This window comes from Nocardia iowensis (assembly GCF_019222765.1).
In the GTDB taxonomy this organism is placed as follows: domain Bacteria; phylum Actinomycetota; class Actinomycetes; order Mycobacteriales; family Mycobacteriaceae; genus Nocardia; species Nocardia iowensis.
Map to the genome: position 1 here is coordinate 2134607 of NZ_CP078145.1, position 16361 is coordinate 2150967.

Sequence of the window (16361 nt, forward strand, 5' to 3'; positions counted from 1 at the left end):
TGCGACACGTGCATGCTGGAAGAACGATGAGTCGCCGACGCGGCGCTCATTTGCGCAACAATCGCGGGGTTGCCCGCCGAGTACAGGAGCTGGCATGAAAGTGGCGATTCCGCTGACGGGCACCCGTGGCGACGTGCAACCCGCGGTGGCGCTCGGACTGGAGCTGCGCAGGCGCGGCCACGACGTGCTCCTCGGCGCGCCGCCCAACCTGGTCGACTTCGCCACCCGCACCGGTCTCGCCGCCGTCACCTGCGGCCCGGACGTGCAGCAGCTCTACTCCTCCGATGAAGGCCAGAAGGCACTTGCCGCGGGCAGCAGCTTCCGGCTGATGCAGCTGGTCGGCAAGCAGATGGCCGACTACGCCGAGCAGATGAACCGCGAGGTGATCGGCGTCTGCGAGGGCGCGGACGTCATCGTGTCGACGATGCTCACCGAGGACCGGGCCGCGTCGGTCGCCGAGGCGATGCACGTGCCGCTGGTGTCGCTGCACGGATTCCCGTGCCGCAAGAACTCCGCGTATCCGTTCCCCGGCGCGCTGCCCGCGACCTGGCGCCCGCCCGCCGCGGTGAACCGGGCCACCTGGCTGCTCGCCGAGAATCTGCGCCGCGTCGTCTTCATGCGGTACCTCAACCAGCTCCGGCACGAACTCGGCTTGCCGCGCTCGGCCGCCAGCCCGGCCGCCGTCCTCGAACGCCGAGGCGTGCCCGAGGTGCAGATCTACGACCCCGCCCTGGTGCCCGGCCTGGCCGAGGAATGGGGCGAGCGCAGGCCGCTCGTCGGCTTCCTGCCGCTGGAACGGACCGCGCGAGAGGCGCTGGGCGAGTTGGCCGCCGACCACGGCGAGGTCATCGCCTGGATCGGCGAGGGCGAGCCGCCGGTGTATTTCGGCTTCGGCAGTATGCCCATCCGGGACACCCACGCGGTGCTCGCGATGGTCGAGGAGGTGTGCGGCCGCCTCGGCATCCGCGGCTTGGTGAGTGCGGGCTGGAGTGATCTGGCCGCCGCCGACGCGGAGACCAGCTCGCGGATCAAAGTTGTCGGTCCGGTGGCCCACGACATCGTGTTCCCGGTCTGCGCCGCCGCGGTCCACCACGGCGGTATCGGCACCACCTTCGAGAGCTTGCGCGCCGGACTGCCGACGATGGTGTGTTCGGTGTCGTTCGATCAGCCGATGTGGGGCGGCCAGGTCGAGCGCCTCGGCGTCGGGGCGCACCTGGACTTCCGCAAGCTCAACAGCGACCGGCTGGCGGCCGGGGTGCGGACGCTGCTCGACCAGGGGACCGCGCAACGCGCGAAAAACCTTGCCGGAGAGCTGCAATCGCACTCTGACGCGACGACCCGGACGGCCGACATCGTCGAGGCGGCGGCGGGATGAGCGACGGAGTCTGGAGCCCGACCGGCGCGGTGGCATGAGCCGACCGGCAACGGCTTTCACTGATTCCGCTGTCATGTTCCGGCGTGCGGTGCGGCACACGGTGCGCAGCCGGGACACGCTGTTGATCTCGTTGTTGCTGCCGGTGCTGATCATGTTGCTGTTCGTATATGTGTTCGGTGGTGCGATCCAGGTCGACGGCCCGTACATCGACTACGTGATTCCGGGAATCATCTTGTTGTGCACCGGGTTCGGGGCGTCCATCACCGCCACGGCAGTGGCCACGGATTTGCGCACCGGTGCAGTGGACCGGTTTCGCACGTTGCCGATCTTCCGGCAAGCACTGCTGGCCGGGCACGTGGGAGAAGGGGTTGTGCGCAACATGATCGCTGTGGCCATCGTGCTGGTGGTCGGCGTGATCCTGGGATTCCGTTCGAGCGCAGGTTTTTTCGCGTGGCTGGCCGCTGGTGCGGTGATCGTGTTGTTCGTGCACGCGATTACCTGGCTGGCGGTCGCGTTGGGGCTGTTGGCGCAAAATCCGGAAGCGGCAGGGGGATTCACCTACGCGATCATGTTCATCCCGTATATCAGCAGTGCGTTCGTGCCGACCGACAGCATGCCGTCCTGGCTGCGCGGTTTCGCGGAGCATCAGCCCGCGACGCCGGTGATCGATACGCTCCGCAGTCTGCTCGTCGGCGCCGAATCGCGGAACAGCGCGGGGCTCGCGGTGGCGTGGTCGGTCGGCCTCGCCGTCGTCGGATACGTCTGTGCCGCAGGGCTCTTCGCTCGCCGGACGCGCGCTTGACCCGCCCGTCATGCGGGCACCCGCCGCGCGGCGACGGGTGCTACCGCGTGTTCGCCGATCAGTTGAACGCCACCTGCGCGGTGACGGCTAGGGTCGACAGGCCGTTGGTGGCGCAGCCTTGGTTGGGTTGCGCACTCCGTGGGACCACGGTGATCGTGTCACCGTTCAACTGTCCGCCGGTGACGTTGGCGCTGAATGACATTCCGGTGATCGGGTCGGGGGTGATCCGCCAGGCGAAGGTGCTGTCGCTGCCCGCGGACCAGTCGATCGTGCCGTTTCCGTTCGCGCTGACCAGCAACCTGCACGGATTGAAGCCCCCGGCGGTGGCGGTGGCCGAGCCCGTGCCGGTCAGTGTGCCCGAGCGGATGCTGGTGTACCGGCCGTTGGGTGATGTGCAGTTGTCGAGGTTGCCGCTGATCGCGACGCTCGCGGCAGCACCGGCCCGCAGCGGCGGATCGAGGGTGAGATTGAAGGTTGCCGAGCAGGTCAGGTCGCCTTGGGCGGCTTGAGCGGGGGCCGCCGGAAGGGCTACCAGGGCCGCGGCCAGTGGTGCCGCCGCCGCGATCATGGTCATTGCTCGGATGCGTCGTCGTGCCATTTTCGCACCTCCTACTACTGTGCTGTGCGTACTGTGCTGTGCGCACGCTGATTCAGGGGACGAGCAAGCGACTCGGCGGAATGTTCCTCCGCCGAGGGGCGAGACAACGATACGAGTTCTGCCGGGTCGACGATGAGACCCGTTGTTCCCCACTGTGTGACGTGCGGCAATGCGCGACTGGGGAATTCGCTTCCCGGGTGTTGTCGTCGACGGGCCGTCGGCGTCGCTAGGAGTCGGTCTCCTGGCCGGAATCCGCCCTGGCGCGTTCGCGTTCGGCGGCGGTGGCGAGGTAGTCGCCGAGTTCGCGGCGCAGCGTGACATCCAGCGAGCGGGCGAGGGTGGAGTGCACCGAGGCGACCGCCAGCTCGCGCATCTTGCTCAACATCGTTGTGGTGTCCGCGATTTCGGTGCTGGTGTGGGGCAGCCAGCCGGGGCCGTGCTCGTCGACGATGTGCTGTTTGGCCGCCGTGATCATGATGTGGGTGATGTCATCGATCCGGTCGGCCACCTTGGCGTAGATCTCGATGAGCGTGCGCAGTTCGAGGCCGTACTCGTGCAACTCGGCGAACGAGGTGAGCAGCTGGGTCTCGGTGAACACCACGGTGTCACCTTCCAGCCGGACCAGGTTCATCTCGCGCAGCCGGTCCACCAGTTCGTCGGCCTCGGCGCCGAGGATGGTGCCGATCAGCTCGCGCGGCACCTCGAACGTTTCGTCCTTGGCCCAGGATGCCGTCACCGCGTGCTGCAGGCCGAGCACCTCGGTGAGGTCCTTGCCGGTTTCCCAACTGGTGATGAAGTCGCCGATGTGCGAGGTGGTGAACCCGCGCTGCAACAGCGCGTCGATCAGCCGCAGCCGCTCCAGGTGCGAATTGTCGTAGATGCTGGCCCGGCCGTCCTTGCCGATGGGCGGGGGTAGCAGTCCGCGCTCCTGGTAGGCCCGCACATTGCGGGTGGTGGTGCCCGCGGCGCGCGCGAGGTCATCGATCCGGTATTCCATCGATTCCACCTCCTCGCCCACCACGGAGCCGGGTTGCCGGCGACCGAACAGTACGGTCATTGATCGACCGAGTCTATCGCCAAGGCCGCCGGCGCCGGTCATCTAGGAAACCGCCGCGATCCGGGGCTTCCGGACGGTCGCGTCCGACGGCACGATCGTGTAGTCGGCCAGATCTACGGTGCGTAGCTGGTTGACGTACTGCGTGGCGAACCCCGGGTACATGGTCGCGTTGAAGCCGTCCTCGGTGAGGTACCAGCTGCGGCAGCCCGAGTTCCAGGTGGTGCTGGTCAGCCTGCGCTGCATGCCCGCGTTGTAGCGGTCCTGCCGGTCCTTCTTGACGTCGAGGACCCGCAGATCCTGTTCCAGGATGGTGCCGATCGCACTCACCAGGTAGTCGATCTGCGCCTCCATGTACACCAGTGCCGAGTTGTGGCCGGGCCCGGAATTCGGCCCGAAGGTGAGGAACATGTTCGGGTACCCCGACACCGCGACGCTCTTGAAGGCGTACGCGCCGCGCGACCATTCGTCGGCGAGTACCCGTCCGTCGCGGCCGACGACCGGGATCGGGGTACCGGTCTTGGAGACATCGAAGCCGGTCGCGAACACGATGCAATCAGCTTGGTGCTCAACACCTTCCGCAGTGCGGATGCCGTGCTCGGAGAGGCGGGCGATGGGCCAGGTGATCAGCTTGCAGTTGTCGCGTTGCAGGGCCGGGTAGTAGTCGTCGGTCATCAGCAGCCGCTTGCAGCCTGCCCGGAAGTCCGGCGTCAGCTGACGCCGCAGCCAGGGATCCTTGACCTGCCTACGCAATTGAGCCCGCCCGACCAGCTCGACCACCCTGGTCAGCGGCGTGTTCCAGACGACGCCGATGGCGACCGACTCGTGTCCGTAGAACCAGGCTTGCCGAGCGAGTTGTTCGGCGGCGGGCACCCGGCGATAGAGCTCCTTGGTCACGGGGTTGGTGCGCCGGTTGACCCGGGGCAGCACCCAGCCGGGCGTGCGCTGGAAGACCTTGACCGAGGCGGCCTTATCGACCAGCTCGGGAATGATCTGTACCGCGCTCGCACCGGTGCCGACGACCGCTACCTTCTTGCCGGTGAAGTCGTAGTCGTGATCCCAACGGGCACTGTGGATCTTGTGCCCGGCGTAGTCCTCGATACCGCGGATGTTCGGGAAGCTGACGTTGGCAAGGGGTCCCGAGGCGAGCACCACGGTACGCGCGCGCACGGTGCCTGCGTGGCCTTCGATGGTGATGTCCCACAGCCCGGCCGCCTCGTCGAAGACGATGCCGGTCACGTTGTGGCCGAATCGGAAGTGCGGTCCGAGTCCGAATTCGGCGGCCATCGTCTGGATATAGCCCAGGATTTCGTTGCTGCCGGAGTAGGTGTGCGACCAGTTCGGGTTCGGCGCGAAACTGTAGGAGTACAGCCGCGACGGAATATCGCACGCCGCACCGGGATAAGTGTTGTCGCGCCAGGTACCGCCGATCGCGTCGCCGCGCTCGAAGATGGCGAAACCGTCGATACCCTTTTGTTTCAGGCGAATCGCGGTGCCGATGCCCGCGAAGCCGCCGCCGATGACGGCGACGTCGAGTGTCTTGTCGCTCATGCTCACGCCGCCGGCTCGTAGGTGACTTCCTTGACCCAGGTCGGGTCCTTGCGCAGCAGTGCCTTCGGCACCCTGGCGGTGATCTTCACCAGTGCGTCGGCGACGAGGTGATAGGGGTTGCCGCGGTCGATCACCCAGCCGCCGTGCATCTTCACGAGCTGATACATCGGCAGCCTGCGGGCGAATTCGCTGCGCTCACCGACATTGGCGTAGCGCTTGAGCGCGGAGTACAGCTTCTCCTCGTCCACGCCCATCTCGACGATGTTGTCGCGCATCTTGTTCAGCAGCGGCACGTAGCTCAGTACGCCGATGATCAGCGACGGTTTGGTCCACCCGCCGACCAAGTCGATCAGCAGCTTGCGGGCCGTCGCGTGCCCGAGCAGATCCATCACCGCGAAATCGACGGCGAGATGCCGGGATTCGTCGCTATTGATCTTCTTGAACGCTTCCTGGCAGATGGGGTCGTCGATCTCGTCCATGATGAACTTGATCAGCGCGCCGTCCAGCGCGACCTCGAGCATCGGGATCACGGTGCCGAGGAACGACAGCGACATCTGGTCGGAGTACTTGTCCAGGAAGTCGATTACCAGCTTGACGTTCACGTTCGGCTGCGGGATCTCGTCGCCGTCGAGCATGCCCCAGCGCCGCATCAGTGCCAGTTCGGCATTGGCGTGCTTCTGCTCCTCGGCGTGGAAGTAGCGGTAGATCTCGCGCAGCGTCTCGGTGGGCGCCTTCTTCGCCATGGCGGCGAAGCCGCGCGCGCCGACGTTCTCGATCCACATCAGATCGGCCATGAACGGCTTGAGCTTGGCGTGCAGTTCGGGCGTGATCCGCTCGGCACCCGGTGCGTCCCAATCGATGTCGGCCAGCGCCCACTGGCGGTCTTTGATTTTAGCGAGCATGTCGTCGAAGTCCATCGCGATGGCCATGTCAGACTCCTGTCTTGTCGGTGACCGACGTGCGGTCGGTGGCGGGGGAGTTGTCCTGGGGCAGAACCCGATCCAGGAGGCCGAGGACATAGGTGTACTGGGCGGGGAAATAGCGCTTGAGCCGCCAGACGACGTGGGCGTCCAGCTGCGGCAGCACATACAGCTGCCCGCGGTCATGTGCGTCGAGTGTGTTGCGGGCGACGTGTTCCGGCGTGAAACCGGTCCACCGCATGAGGGTGTCGGCCAGCCGCGCGGACTGCTGGGTGATCCGGCCGTCCCGTGCCACATTGGTTTTCACGAAGGTGGGGCACAGCACGGTGACCGCGACACCGGTGCCACTCAGTTCGGCCGCCATCGTCTCCGACAATGACATCACGGCCGCCTTGGAGACGTTGTACACCGCCATCGACGGGGCGGCGGCGAATCCGGCGGCGGAGGCGACATTGATGATTCCGCCGCGTCGTGCGGCACGCAGTTGCGGAGTGAACACCTCGCACCCGTGCACCACGCCCCACAGATTGATGCCGAGCGCCCACTCCCAGTCCTCGAAACCGACCTGGCCGACCCGTTTTCCGCCGATGCCGACGCCAGCGTTGTTGATCACCAGGCTGACCGGGCGTTCGAACAGCGATTCGGCAAAGCTGGCAAGGACTTCCACGTCCTCGCGGCGGGCGACATCGCAGCGGAACGCGTGCGCCTTGCCGGGATGCTTGCGTTCGATCAGCGCGACGGTCTCGTCGGCGCGTGTCTCATCGATATCGGCGCAGATCACCTGACCGCCGCGATCGGCGAGCTCGAGCGCGAAGGCCCGGCCGATGCCGCTGCCCGCGCCGGTCACCACGGCCCGCGCGCCATAGCTGCGCCGTGGCCGATTGCCGAGCGGCAGCAGCTTTTCCAGTCCGAACATTGTCAGCTCACCTTCTCGGAGACGGAGCGGGCGGCCAGTGCCGCGCGCAAGAAGTCGGCCGCGCGGGTGAGAGCCTGATCGGCTTCGGGCACCAGCGTCGGCAACGCCTGGAAGACGTGCACCTGGCCCGGCCACACCTCCAGCTCGCAGCTGCCGCCCGCGGCACGCACCATCTCGCACAGCGCTCGCGCGTCCGCGCTGAGCATTTCGGTGCCGCCGACCTGGACCAGCATCGGCGGCAGGTCGAGTCCGTCCGGCACGGTCAGGCGCAGCCGCGGCGTGTCATCGGGCAGGCCGCGGGTGTAGGCGCGCGGCATCCGGCTGGCCGCCTTCGCGGAAATCAGTGGATCACGTTGGCGCCGTTCCTGTTCGGCGGCCAGCCGCAGGGTCAGGTCGAACAGCGGCGAGAACATCACCACGCCCGCGGGCTGCGGCAGGCGACGGCGTTCGTTCTCGATGAGCAGGTCGAGCGCGAGATGTCCGCCCGCCGAGTCACCGGCGATCACCAGGTCGTTCGCGGCGTAGCCGCGGTCGAGCAACCAGCGGTAGCCTGCCTCGACATCGTCGGCGGCGGCCGGGAAACGGTGCTCCGGGGCGAGCCGGTAGTCGGTCAGGAAGACCGGGAGTCCGGTCTTGCGCGACAGTTGGGCGGCCAGCCCGCGGTGGGTGCGCGCGGAGCAGATGACGTAGCCGCTGCCGTGAATGTAATAGATCGCGCGGGAGCCGAAGGAGACGCCGGGCGCTCGGACCCATTCGCCACGCACCGCCCCCGACCGAACTGGAGTGACGGCGGTGCCGCGTGGAACAGGACCGCCGACGGCCATGAAGGTGGCGACGAGCTTGCGGGCGAACCAGACTCCCGGGGCATTCATCGGCACCACATTGTTCAGCGGCCGCAACCCGAACTGGGTGGCCGCCGCGGCCAGGGTGGCCCGGGTGGAGGGTGCGGTGGGCACCCCGGGGATCGAGGTCCTCGTTGACCTTGTCATGTGCCCAGAATCATCCATGAATGTGCCAGTTGTCAATGGCTCATTTATTGCAGGCTTATTGCGGTGGGTTCGACCTGCGACGATGACCGCGGTATCAGCTGTGTGCTGGTGCCGCGGTCATCGGGGTGGGGAGTGTTTGGTTGTTGGGGTGGTCACTGTGCTTTGCGCAGGCCCAGGTATTGCAGGGCGGCGAAGCCGCCGACGGTGCCTGCTTGCATGACTGTCCAGATGGAGCCGATCAGGTTCAGGTCCAGAGTGTCTGTGATGAAGAGGGCGGTGAGGCTGGCGAGGACCCAGGTGGTGTTGGCTGCGATCACGAGGCGGGTGGCGGTGGGGTTGATCGTGGGCCGGGTGCCGATGAGGGCGACGGCGAGGCCGTAGAGGGTCAGGAAGATCCCGATCGGGATGCCGATCGCGGTGTCGAGGCCGAGCAGTGATTCAAGAGGTCCGGCCAGGGCGAGGTAGGCCAGGCCGTTGACGGTGGTGATGACGGCGTCCAGGCGCAGGGACAGGCGAAGCAGGGCAGGGCCGGGGGCCATCAGAGTGGACAGGTAGGACGGGGCGGTGGTGGTGGTCATGGCAGGTGTTCCTTCGGTGAATCCGGGTGTGGCGGAGCGTGGTTCGGTTTGGGTTAGACGGTGGCGGGGACTTTGTCGAGGAAGCCGTAGACGTTGGCGATGCGGCCGTTGTCGATGATGGCGACGTCGAAGCCGATCACGACTGCGGGTGCGTCGGCGGGTCCGAGTTCCCAGGTGAAGCGGACTTGGTCGTGGTGGGCGTCGACGGGTCCGGTCAGGCGGAAGGTCCAGCCGGGGAATTGTGCTTGGGCGGCGGCGATTGCGGCGTCGATGCCCTGGTGTCCGGTCACGGCCATCAGTGGGTCGGTGTAGGTGGCGGTGTCGGTGAAGACGCGGGTGATAGCGGCTTTGCGTGCGGTGGCCTCGGTGGTGTTCCAGGCTTCGAGGTACTGGGCGACAAGAGTGTTCATGGTGTGCTCCTTCAGGGGTTGTGATCTGCGGTTTCGTTGTCGTCGTGGTGACAGGAACTACGTTATGGCCGCGGCGGTATGCCCCGAATCAGTCACCTATAGGTACTTTCGGCACCGGTATACGTATCCGGCCACCGCCCCCGGGGAGCCCGCCCTCGGGGAGCCCGCGCTCCCGGGGAGCCTGCGGCCAACGGCTGGTCACCGGCGACTCTCGCGCCTGGCGCGCGGCTTCGTCGCGACGTTGGGCGATGAGGCCGTGCGCTGGTGATCAATGGGACACGGTGGAGGCTCTACTCGCACAACGGCGCAGCCAGGCCCCGTTGATCATGAGCGGGCGCGGGTGGTCGCTGCGCGAATGGACAGTCGCACAGCGAGTTTGCGTGTAGACCCGGAGCCCGTGTCCGATTCGAGCGGGGTCCGTCCCGCTGGTCATGGTCGGGTAAATGCGGGCCGGGTCAGTAACAGCGGCCCGAATGGAGTGGGGCCCTTAGTTTTTCGCCCGTGGCGACCGCGTCCGCCCTCGTCCCTGCCCGCCCGGCTGAAGCGGTCAGGCGTGCGCGGTGTGAGTTAGGCACCCGCTCCGAATCGATGGAGGCCAGGGGGCTTCGTCTCCGGCGACCGCATCCGACAGGGGCTAACGGGGCGTCCCGCTGAGCGTGGTCGGGCGTGCGGGGATGCAGTCAGTAGCCGCGGTCTGGATCGATCGGGGCCAAGAGGTCTTTGCCTTCGACGAAGCGCTGGACGTTCGCGCCTACATGGTCGGCGAAGGCGGCGAAACGTAGTTGCGGTGGGTTCGAATCATGCGGTGTGACAATAGCATTCGGTAGTACCCAGAGGGGGTGGCCGTCGGGGAGGGGTTCGGGTTCGGTGACATCGAGGCCGGCGCCGGCGATCGCGCCGGAGGCGAGCGCGGCCACCAGCGCGTCGGTATCGATGAGGCTGCCGCGGGCCACGTTGATCACCCATGAGGACGGCTTCAGGCGGGCCAGGACGTCCGCGCCGATCAGGTGGTTGGTGGCGGCGGTGGCGGGGGCCGCGACGACCACGTGATCGGTGCGCGGCCACACCCGGGAGAGATGGTCGGTGGAGATGGTCTCGATCGTCTCGGGGATGCCGGGACCGGTCACCGGGCGGCCGGAACGGTTGACGGCGATCACGTGCGCGCCGAGCGGAACGAGCATCGGGATCAGCGCGCGGCCGATACCGCCCGCACCGACAATGGTGACGGTCTTGCCGCGCAGCGAGCCGACGTGCGGGAAGAAGTCCTGTTGCCGCCAGCTGGCCGCACGCAGGTGCTCGGGCAGATACCGCACCCCGGCGAGCAGCAGCGCCAGCGCGTGCTCGGCGACGCTGGCGGCGAAAGCGCCTGCCGCGGAAGTGAATTGCGCCTTCGGATGCCTGGCGAAGATGCCCGCGGTGAACCAGTCCTCCACGCCGGCGGCAGGCAACTGCACCCACTCGATCGTGTCCGGCAACTCATCCGGAAACTCCCCGGGCCCACCCGCCCAGATCAACCCCCGCGCCTCGCCGAGGTCGGCCAGCGCCGCACCACCCTCCACGACCGCCTTCTCCAACAGCGCAGGCGGCGGCTCACCCGGCCCGATCGCTATCCCTACTGCCGGTCGGTTCATGGATGGACCTCCTTCGAAGCAGCACAGCGAACTCGCGAGGCACAACCAAAGCGCCCCAGCGACGTTATCACCGCCCCCGACCCGGCCACCCGGCGCACTTTTGCTCCCTCGCGCACGAACTCGCGAGCGGCTAGTCCTCGTCGAGGTCGGTTTGTTCGTCCAGGTCGGCGTCTACCTTGTCGCGGTCGGCCCATTCCAGTAGCTGATCGATGGCGAAGACCGCGTCGTCTATACCTTCATGCAGGTCGCCGAGTTCGGCGAAGCGGGCGGGGACGGTCTTGATGGTGAAGTCGCGGGGGTCGATGTGGGGGATCTCGTCCCAGCGGACGGGGGTGGAGACGGTGGCCGAGGGGACGCCGCGGACCGAGTAGGCGGCGGCGATGGTGTGGTCGCGGGCGTTCTGGTTGTAGTCGACGAACAGCAGCTCGGGATCGCGGTCGCGGCGCCACCAGGTGGTGGTGACGTCGTCGGGGGCGCGGCGTTCGACTTCACGGGCAAACGCGAGGGCGGCGCGGCGCACCTCCTTGAATCCCCATTGCGGCGCGATGCGGACGTAAACGTGTAAACCGTTGCCGCCGGAAGTCTTCGGCCAGCCGACCGCGCCGAGTTCGTCGAGCACCTCGTGCACCACACCGGCAACCCGCTGCACCCGCGACCACGGGCAGTCCGGCATAGGATCCAGATCGATGCGCCACTCGTCGGGACTCTCGGTGTCGGCCGCGCGGGAGTTCCACGGATGGAACTCCACCGTCGACATCTGCACGGCCCAGATGACGTCGGCCAGTTCGTGGACGCAGAGCTCGTCGGCGTGCCTGCCGTAGCGCGGGAAGAAGACGCGCACCGTCGGAATCCAGTCCGGCGCACCCGCGGGCAACCGCTTCTGGTGCACCTTGTCCCCGGCCAGGCCCTTCGGGAAGCGATGCAGCATGCACGGCCGATCGTGCAGTGCGCGGACGATGCCGTCACCGACGCTCAGGTAGTACTGCACCAAGTCGAGCTTGGTCGCCCCGATCTCGGGGAAATACACCCGGTCCGGGTTGGAGATGCGGATCGTGCGGTCGCCGACATCCAGTTCGATGGCCGACGACGCAGACTTGCTGGCCACGCGTCCGACGATAGTCGATGTGATGCCGTGCTCGTCGTCAGAAAAGGAGCCCGTGAACTGCATCGTTCTGGTATGCATGAAGGTATGAGCAAGGCGACGCGTGTAACCGTGACGCTGGACCCGCAGGTGGCCGAATGGGCGAAACAGGCGGCCGACCAGCAGAACCGCAGCCTGTCCTCGGTGATCAACGCCTCGCTGCGCACCGCGCTCGTGCACGAAAGCCTGGCCAAGCTGACCGTGGACGAGGACGCGGAACGCGCGGCGGCCTACGACGACCTGAATATCACCGAGGCGGCCGAAACCGACGCCCGCCGCAACCGCGGCGCGGCATGAGGCGCGGCGAGGTCTGGCGTTATTCTCCCGCCCTCAGCGACGGCACCCCGCTGCCCCGACGCATGTCGGTCGTGCTGGTCTCCGACTCGGCGGTGATCACCTCTCCGTACCGCTGGCTGCACGTCGTCCCACTGCGCGACGCCGACCCCGGCCACGTGCTGGCCACGCACACCGAACACGGCTGGGCCGACACCCTCGAACTGCACCGCGCCTACCGCCCTTGGCTCACTGAACAACTCGGCGAACTGACATCCAGCGAATCCGAATCCCTGAACGCCCGCCTACGCGCCACCCTCAGCCTGTGATCCATACTTCGCTGCCCGTGAACATCGGCTGTGCCGGTGCATTCGGCACGCACACTGGAGCGCATGATGCGAAAACTACTGGGAGCAATACGAAGACTCTTGGGCGGCAAGGTGACCGGAGGCGGTCCACCCGGTAGCGCGGGCGGCGGCACAGCGGGCGTCCGCGAGCCCCGGCGACCCATACCGCCGGACAGTCAGTTGACCGCGGCCCGGCCGATCGAACCGGACCCGCGGACCATCAACCTGCCGGACGCCCGCCAGTGACTTCAGCTGCCTCGTTTGCCTAGGTGACGGACGCGAGCGCGAACGGCAGCACCCCGTCGGCGCCCGCGGTGCGCAGGGCGTGGGCGGCGAGGGTGAGGGTCCAGCCGGTGTCGGAAAGGGCGTCCACCAACAGGATCGGGCCCTCGACATCGGTGAGGTCGGGGACTTCCCATGAGTCGAACAGGCCCGCGACGCGGTGTGCGGAATTGGCGGCGGAAACCGGCGGGCGGTCCGGACGCGTTTGCAGCGTGCCCAGGTCGGTGAGCCGACCGACCTCGGCGAGGCGAGCGGCCAAGGTGGCGGTCAGCACCGGGTAACGCGGGGATTCGAGGGCCATGACCGACGTCGGGCGAGTGGCCCAATCCCAGTCGCGCAGCACAGCGATGCACGCATCGAAGACCGCATCGGGGATCGGATCGTCCGGCCCGTCGAGCAGGGTGCGCAAGCGTTGGCCCCAGCCGAGGTCGGTAAGCCTGCCGAGGACCCGACCGGTCTCGGCGCCGTTGGTGATCTTGCCGGACAGCGGAACGCCGAGCTTCGCCATGCCGGTAGGCCATTGCTTGCGCGGACTCAGGTCGAGGCCGGGACGGTCGAGACGGGCCCGGGTGGCGGCGATGGCGTCGGCGTCGACCGTGACATCCGGCCGAGTGCCGGTGCAGTTGTCGCAGCGACCGCAGCCGGGCGAATCCGATTGTTCCGCAGTCAATCCCGGGTCGTCGAGCTGACGGCGCAGGAACTCCATCCGGCAGCTGGTGGTCGACTGGTAATCGACCATCGCCTGCTGCTCGACCTCGCGGGCCGCGGACAACCGTTCGTACCGTTCGGTGTCATAGATCCACGGCTGGCCGGTGGAAATCCAGCCGCCGCGCACCCGGCGCACCGCTCCGTCCACGTCGAGCACCTTGAGCACCATCTCCAACCGGGAGCGGTTCAGTTCGACAAGTGGTTCGAGTGCGGCCGTGGACAGTGCCCGGTCGGTGTCCAGCGCATCGAGTACCGAGCGCACGATGTGTTCGCGTGGAAAGGCAACGGAGGCAAAGTAACTCCAGATCCGCGCGTCCTCGGGGCCGGGCAGCAGCACCACCTCGGCGCGGTCGGTGCCACGACCCGCACGACCGACCTGTTGGTAGTAGGCGATGGGCGAGGACGGCGCGCCGACATGCACGACGAAGCCGAGATCGGGCTTGTCGAAACCCATGCCCAGCGCCGAGGTGGCGATGAGCGCCTTCACCTCGTTGTTCAGCAGCGCCGACTCCAGCGCCTCGCGTTCGGCCGGGTCGGTCTGACCGGTGTAGGCGGCGACGGTGTGCCCATGCGAATTCAGCACGTCGGCCAAGTCGTGCGCGGCCGCGACGGTGAGCGTGTAGACGATGCCGGACCCGGTCAGCGTGTGCAGGTGCTTGCTGAGCCAGGCGGTGCGTTCCACCGCGTCGTCGAAGCGCACCACCGACAGGTGCAGCGACTCGCGGTCCAGCGTGCCGCGCAGCACCAGGGTGTCGGTGCCGATCTGGGTGGCGACGTCGGTGACCACCCGGTCGTTCGCGGTCGCCGTGGTGGCCAGCACCGGCACGTCCGAGCCGAGATCGGCGATCAGCGTGCGGATGCGCCGGTAGTCGGGCCGGAAGTCGTGGCCCCAGTCGGAGACGCAGTGCGCCTCATCGATCACCACGAGGCCCGCGTCGGCGGCGAGTTTCGGCAGCACCTGGTCGCGGAAGTCCGGATTGTTCAGCCGCTCCGGGCTGACCAGCAACACGTCGACCTCGCCCGACGCGACCTGGGTGTGGATCTCGTCCCATTCGGTCATATTGCCCGAATTGATGGTCGCGGCAACCACTCCCGCGCGTTGTGCGGCGGCGACCTGGTTGCGCATCAACGCGAGCAGCGGCGACACGATCACCGTCGGCCCGCGCCCGGCCCCGCGCAGCAACTTGGCGGCGATGAAGTAGACCGCCGACTTACCCCAGCCGGTGCGCTGCACGACCAGCGCTCGGCGCCGTTGCACCACCAGCGCCTCGATCGCCGTCCACTGATCCTCCCGTAGCCGGGCATCGGGTCCGGCCAGTTCGCGCAGCAAATGTTCCGCGCGGTCGCGAAGGTCGGGTGCGGTGAGGTCGATCGCCGGGACATCGGTCGCCGTGGTCATGCGCTCCATCGTGCCCGACGGTACCGACACGAACCGCGCTCGTCGCGCGCGCCCGCCCCGGCCGTGCATGTCGTGGCCGCATCCGAACGATTTCGGCACGGGCTATCGGTGTCAACCAGGCCAACCGGTCGGTGACGTGGCTTACACTGCCTGAATCGCTGCGGCACGCCGAAAACCCCCGGCGCCCGCGGCGGCGTTCACCACAGTGAGTGCGGGTTCGAGACGATACGAGGCCTCCGTCGACGCCGAGGACGAGTCGAATGAGCGAGCGCAGCGAGCGAAGCATGAACGGTTACCTTCAGTTGCTTCGGGATTGGTGGCGCGACGGCGTCGACTATCGCTGGGTGGTGGACGCGCTCGCGTCCCGTTCGGCGCTCGGCGTGGTGAAATTCGCCATCGGACTGTGCGGATTGGCGACGCCGTTCATCAGTCTGCTGACGGTGACGTCGTCGGCGGGCCCGGAAAGCGTGCTCGGCCGAACGGTGTTGTGGTGCATTGTCGCGATGGCGGCGGTGTGGGTCGTGCGCTGGTGGTCGCTGCCGTGGCCGAGCCGAGTGGAATCGCTGACGTTGATCGCGATCGGCGATGTGTGTATCACGGTGGTCTGTGTGCTGAGCCCCGGTTATGTGGTCCGGTCGGTCGGGATGATGCTGTTGTTGATCGTCGGCATCTACGTCAGCGCCTTCCACAGCCCGCAGGTCCTCGCCGCTCATACCGCGTGGTCGCTGGTGTCGGCCGTCGTGCTGGCGGTTCCGCTGTTCGGGGTCGGTGACACGGCGTCGGCGGCGATCATGATTCTGGGCATGGTCGCGGCCACGGTGGTGCCGCCGGGGCTGCAGTTCTGCTACTGGGTACTACGGACCGACATGCTCTCGGACCCGTTGACGACGCTGTTGAGCAGGCGCGGCTTCGAGTATCACTCCGCGATGCTGGTCGGTTGCTCCGCCGCGGATCCGGTCTGCGTCATGATGGTCGATCTGGATCGCTTCAAAGTCGTCAACGACACCTTCGGGCACCATGCGGGCGACAAGGTGCTGGTGCGTACCGCCCAGCGGTTGCAGCACAGCGCGCCCGCGGGCAGCATCGTCTCCCGCCTCGGCGGCGAGGAGTTCGCGATCGTCGCTCGCCTGCCCGTGCGCACCGCGGTCGATGCGGCCGAGCGGTTGCGCAATGCCGTCGCCGAACCCGCGGGGGCGATTTCGGTTACCGCCAGCATCGGCATCGCCGTCGCCGACGCGGGCGCCACCGGCTATCACCGCAGCCGCCAGCTGATGCAGGACTTGATCCGGTGCGCCGACAGCGCGATGTATCAGGCGAAACAACGTGGTGGCAACACCGTCGTTGTCGAGAACATCAGCGTGCTGCATGGCATCGACAATCACTGATT

Annotated in this window: 17 protein-coding genes; 6 read left to right on the forward strand and 11 right to left on the reverse strand. The window is 67.4% G+C overall.

Translation table 11 applies throughout. The features are described from left to right. The first annotated feature begins 94 nt into the window (after positions 1 to 94). Both KV110_RS09670 and KV110_RS09675 read left to right on the forward strand, forming a co-directional pair. Positions 95 to 1375 carry a glycosyltransferase gene (locus KV110_RS09670; RefSeq protein ID WP_218475254.1) on the forward strand — a complete coding sequence of 427 codons (1281 nt, stop codon included), beginning with the start codon at positions 95 to 97 and terminating at the stop codon, positions 1373 to 1375. Positions 1376 to 1409: 34 nt separating this feature from the next. Then, on the forward strand, positions 1410 to 2177 hold the full coding sequence (locus KV110_RS09675) for an ABC transporter permease (RefSeq protein WP_246634434.1): 768 nt from the start codon (positions 1410 to 1412) through the stop codon (positions 2175 to 2177). A gap of 58 nt (positions 2178 to 2235) precedes the next feature. Here the strand turns inward: KV110_RS09675 and KV110_RS09680 are convergent, their stop codons facing one another. From KV110_RS09680 to ligD, 10 genes are all read right to left on the reverse strand, one after another. Next, entirely contained in the window at positions 2236 to 2775 is a 540-nt protein-coding gene (locus KV110_RS09680) for a hypothetical protein (protein WP_218475256.1), read from the reverse strand. 226 nt (positions 2776 to 3001) lie between these two features. After that, a complete protein-coding gene (locus KV110_RS09685; protein WP_246634435.1) occupies positions 3002 to 3832 on the reverse strand; it encodes a MerR family transcriptional regulator in 831 nt (276 codons plus the stop codon). 42 nt (positions 3833 to 3874) lie between these two features. Next, on the reverse strand, positions 3875 to 5380 hold the full coding sequence (locus KV110_RS09690) for a flavin-containing monooxygenase (RefSeq protein WP_218475258.1): 1506 nt from the start codon (positions 5378 to 5380) through the stop codon (positions 3875 to 3877). 2 nt (positions 5381 to 5382) lie between these two features. Beyond that, on the reverse strand, positions 5383 to 6303 hold the full coding sequence (locus KV110_RS09695; RefSeq protein WP_218478312.1) for a ferritin-like domain-containing protein: 921 nt from the start codon (positions 6301 to 6303) through the stop codon (positions 5383 to 5385). 7 nt (positions 6304 to 6310) lie between these two features. Beyond that, positions 6311 to 7216, reverse strand: coding sequence for an SDR family NAD(P)-dependent oxidoreductase (locus KV110_RS09700; protein WP_218475260.1), 906 nt, complete (start codon positions 7214 to 7216; stop codon positions 6311 to 6313). 2 nt (positions 7217 to 7218) lie between these two features. Beyond that, positions 7219 to 8205: an alpha/beta hydrolase gene (locus tag KV110_RS09705; RefSeq protein ID WP_218475262.1), complete on the reverse strand. Its 987-nt coding sequence runs from the start codon at positions 8203 to 8205 to the stop codon at positions 7219 to 7221. 152 nt (positions 8206 to 8357) lie between these two features. Further along, positions 8358 to 8783 (reverse strand): hypothetical protein, encoded by a 426-nt coding sequence (locus tag KV110_RS09710; RefSeq protein WP_218471427.1) that lies wholly within the window; start codon positions 8781 to 8783, stop codon positions 8358 to 8360. A gap of 53 nt (positions 8784 to 8836) precedes the next feature. Next, entirely contained in the window at positions 8837 to 9193 is a 357-nt protein-coding gene (locus tag KV110_RS09715; RefSeq protein ID WP_218475264.1) for a nuclear transport factor 2 family protein, read from the reverse strand. 680 nt (positions 9194 to 9873) lie between these two features. Beyond that, complete coding sequence (locus KV110_RS09720) at positions 9874 to 10824, reverse strand: D-isomer specific 2-hydroxyacid dehydrogenase family protein (RefSeq protein ID WP_218475266.1); 951 nt, start codon at positions 10822 to 10824, stop codon at positions 9874 to 9876. Positions 10825 to 10954: 130 nt separating this feature from the next. Then, positions 10955 to 11929, reverse strand: coding sequence for a non-homologous end-joining DNA ligase (gene ligD / locus KV110_RS09725; RefSeq protein WP_218475267.1), 975 nt, complete (start codon positions 11927 to 11929; stop codon positions 10955 to 10957). Between the two features lie 84 nt (positions 11930 to 12013). Between ligD and KV110_RS09730 the strand changes: the two genes are divergently transcribed. The 3 genes from KV110_RS09730 to KV110_RS09740 all read left to right on the forward strand — a co-directional run bounded on the left by KV110_RS09730 (position 12014) and on the right by KV110_RS09740 (position 12831). Further along, positions 12014 to 12262, forward strand: a complete 249-nt coding sequence (locus KV110_RS09730; protein WP_218475269.1) for a DUF6364 family protein — start codon at positions 12014 to 12016, stop codon at positions 12260 to 12262. Continuing rightward, on the forward strand, positions 12259 to 12567 hold the full coding sequence (locus tag KV110_RS09735; protein ID WP_246634436.1) for a hypothetical protein: 309 nt from the start codon (positions 12259 to 12261) through the stop codon (positions 12565 to 12567). Before KV110_RS09730 ends, KV110_RS09735 begins: the two co-directional genes overlap by 4 nt. Before the next feature lie 63 nt (positions 12568 to 12630). Beyond that, positions 12631 to 12831, forward strand: a complete 201-nt coding sequence (locus KV110_RS09740) for a hypothetical protein (RefSeq protein ID WP_218475271.1) — start codon at positions 12631 to 12633, stop codon at positions 12829 to 12831. A gap of 19 nt (positions 12832 to 12850) precedes the next feature. Here the strand turns inward: KV110_RS09740 and KV110_RS09745 are convergent, their stop codons facing one another. Then, positions 12851 to 14974: a RecQ family ATP-dependent DNA helicase gene (locus KV110_RS09745; RefSeq protein ID WP_218475272.1), complete on the reverse strand. Its 2124-nt coding sequence runs from the start codon at positions 14972 to 14974 to the stop codon at positions 12851 to 12853. 260 nt (positions 14975 to 15234) lie between these two features. Here KV110_RS09745 and KV110_RS09750 point away from each other — a divergent pair, with 260 nt between their 5' ends. Continuing rightward, on the forward strand, positions 15235 to 16359 hold the full coding sequence (locus tag KV110_RS09750) for a GGDEF domain-containing protein (RefSeq protein WP_218475274.1): 1125 nt from the start codon (positions 15235 to 15237) through the stop codon (positions 16357 to 16359). Positions 16360 to 16361 lie beyond the last annotated feature (2 nt).

Excerpts from the sequence above, each read along its gene's own strand:
- KV110_RS09670 (WP_218475254.1), top strand. The coding sequence starts at position 95 with ATGAAAGTGGCGATTCCGCTGACGGGCACCCGTGGCGACGTGCAACCC.
- KV110_RS09675 (WP_246634434.1), top strand. The coding sequence starts at position 1,410 with ATGAGCCGACCGGCAACGGCTTTCACTGATTCCGCTGTCATGTTCCGG.
- KV110_RS09680 (WP_218475256.1), bottom strand. The coding sequence starts at position 2,775 with ATGGCACGACGACGCATCCGAGCAATGACCATGATCGCGGCGGCGGCA.
- KV110_RS09685 (WP_246634435.1), bottom strand. The coding sequence starts at position 3,832 with ATGACCGTACTGTTCGGTCGCCGGCAACCCGGCTCCGTGGTGGGCGAG.
- KV110_RS09690 (WP_218475258.1), bottom strand. The coding sequence starts at position 5,380 with ATGAGCGACAAGACACTCGACGTCGCCGTCATCGGCGGCGGCTTCGCG.
- KV110_RS09700 (WP_218475260.1), bottom strand. The coding sequence starts at position 7,216 with ATGTTCGGACTGGAAAAGCTGCTGCCGCTCGGCAATCGGCCACGGCGC.
- KV110_RS09705 (WP_218475262.1), bottom strand. The coding sequence starts at position 8,205 with ATGACAAGGTCAACGAGGACCTCGATCCCCGGGGTGCCCACCGCACCC.
- KV110_RS09710 (WP_218471427.1), bottom strand. The coding sequence starts at position 8,783 with ATGACCACCACCACCGCCCCGTCCTACCTGTCCACTCTGATGGCCCCC.
- KV110_RS09715 (WP_218475264.1), bottom strand. The coding sequence starts at position 9,193 with ATGAACACTCTTGTCGCCCAGTACCTCGAAGCCTGGAACACCACCGAG.
- KV110_RS09720 (WP_218475266.1), bottom strand. The coding sequence starts at position 10,824 with ATGAACCGACCGGCAGTAGGGATAGCGATCGGGCCGGGTGAGCCGCCG.
- KV110_RS09730 (WP_218475269.1), top strand. The coding sequence starts at position 12,014 with ATGAGCAAGGCGACGCGTGTAACCGTGACGCTGGACCCGCAGGTGGCC.
- KV110_RS09735 (WP_246634436.1), top strand. The coding sequence starts at position 12,259 with ATGAGGCGCGGCGAGGTCTGGCGTTATTCTCCCGCCCTCAGCGACGGC.
- KV110_RS09740 (WP_218475271.1), top strand. The coding sequence starts at position 12,631 with ATGATGCGAAAACTACTGGGAGCAATACGAAGACTCTTGGGCGGCAAG.
- KV110_RS09745 (WP_218475272.1), bottom strand. The coding sequence starts at position 14,974 with ATGACCACGGCGACCGATGTCCCGGCGATCGACCTCACCGCACCCGAC.
- KV110_RS09750 (WP_218475274.1), top strand. The coding sequence starts at position 15,235 with ATGAGCGAGCGCAGCGAGCGAAGCATGAACGGTTACCTTCAGTTGCTT.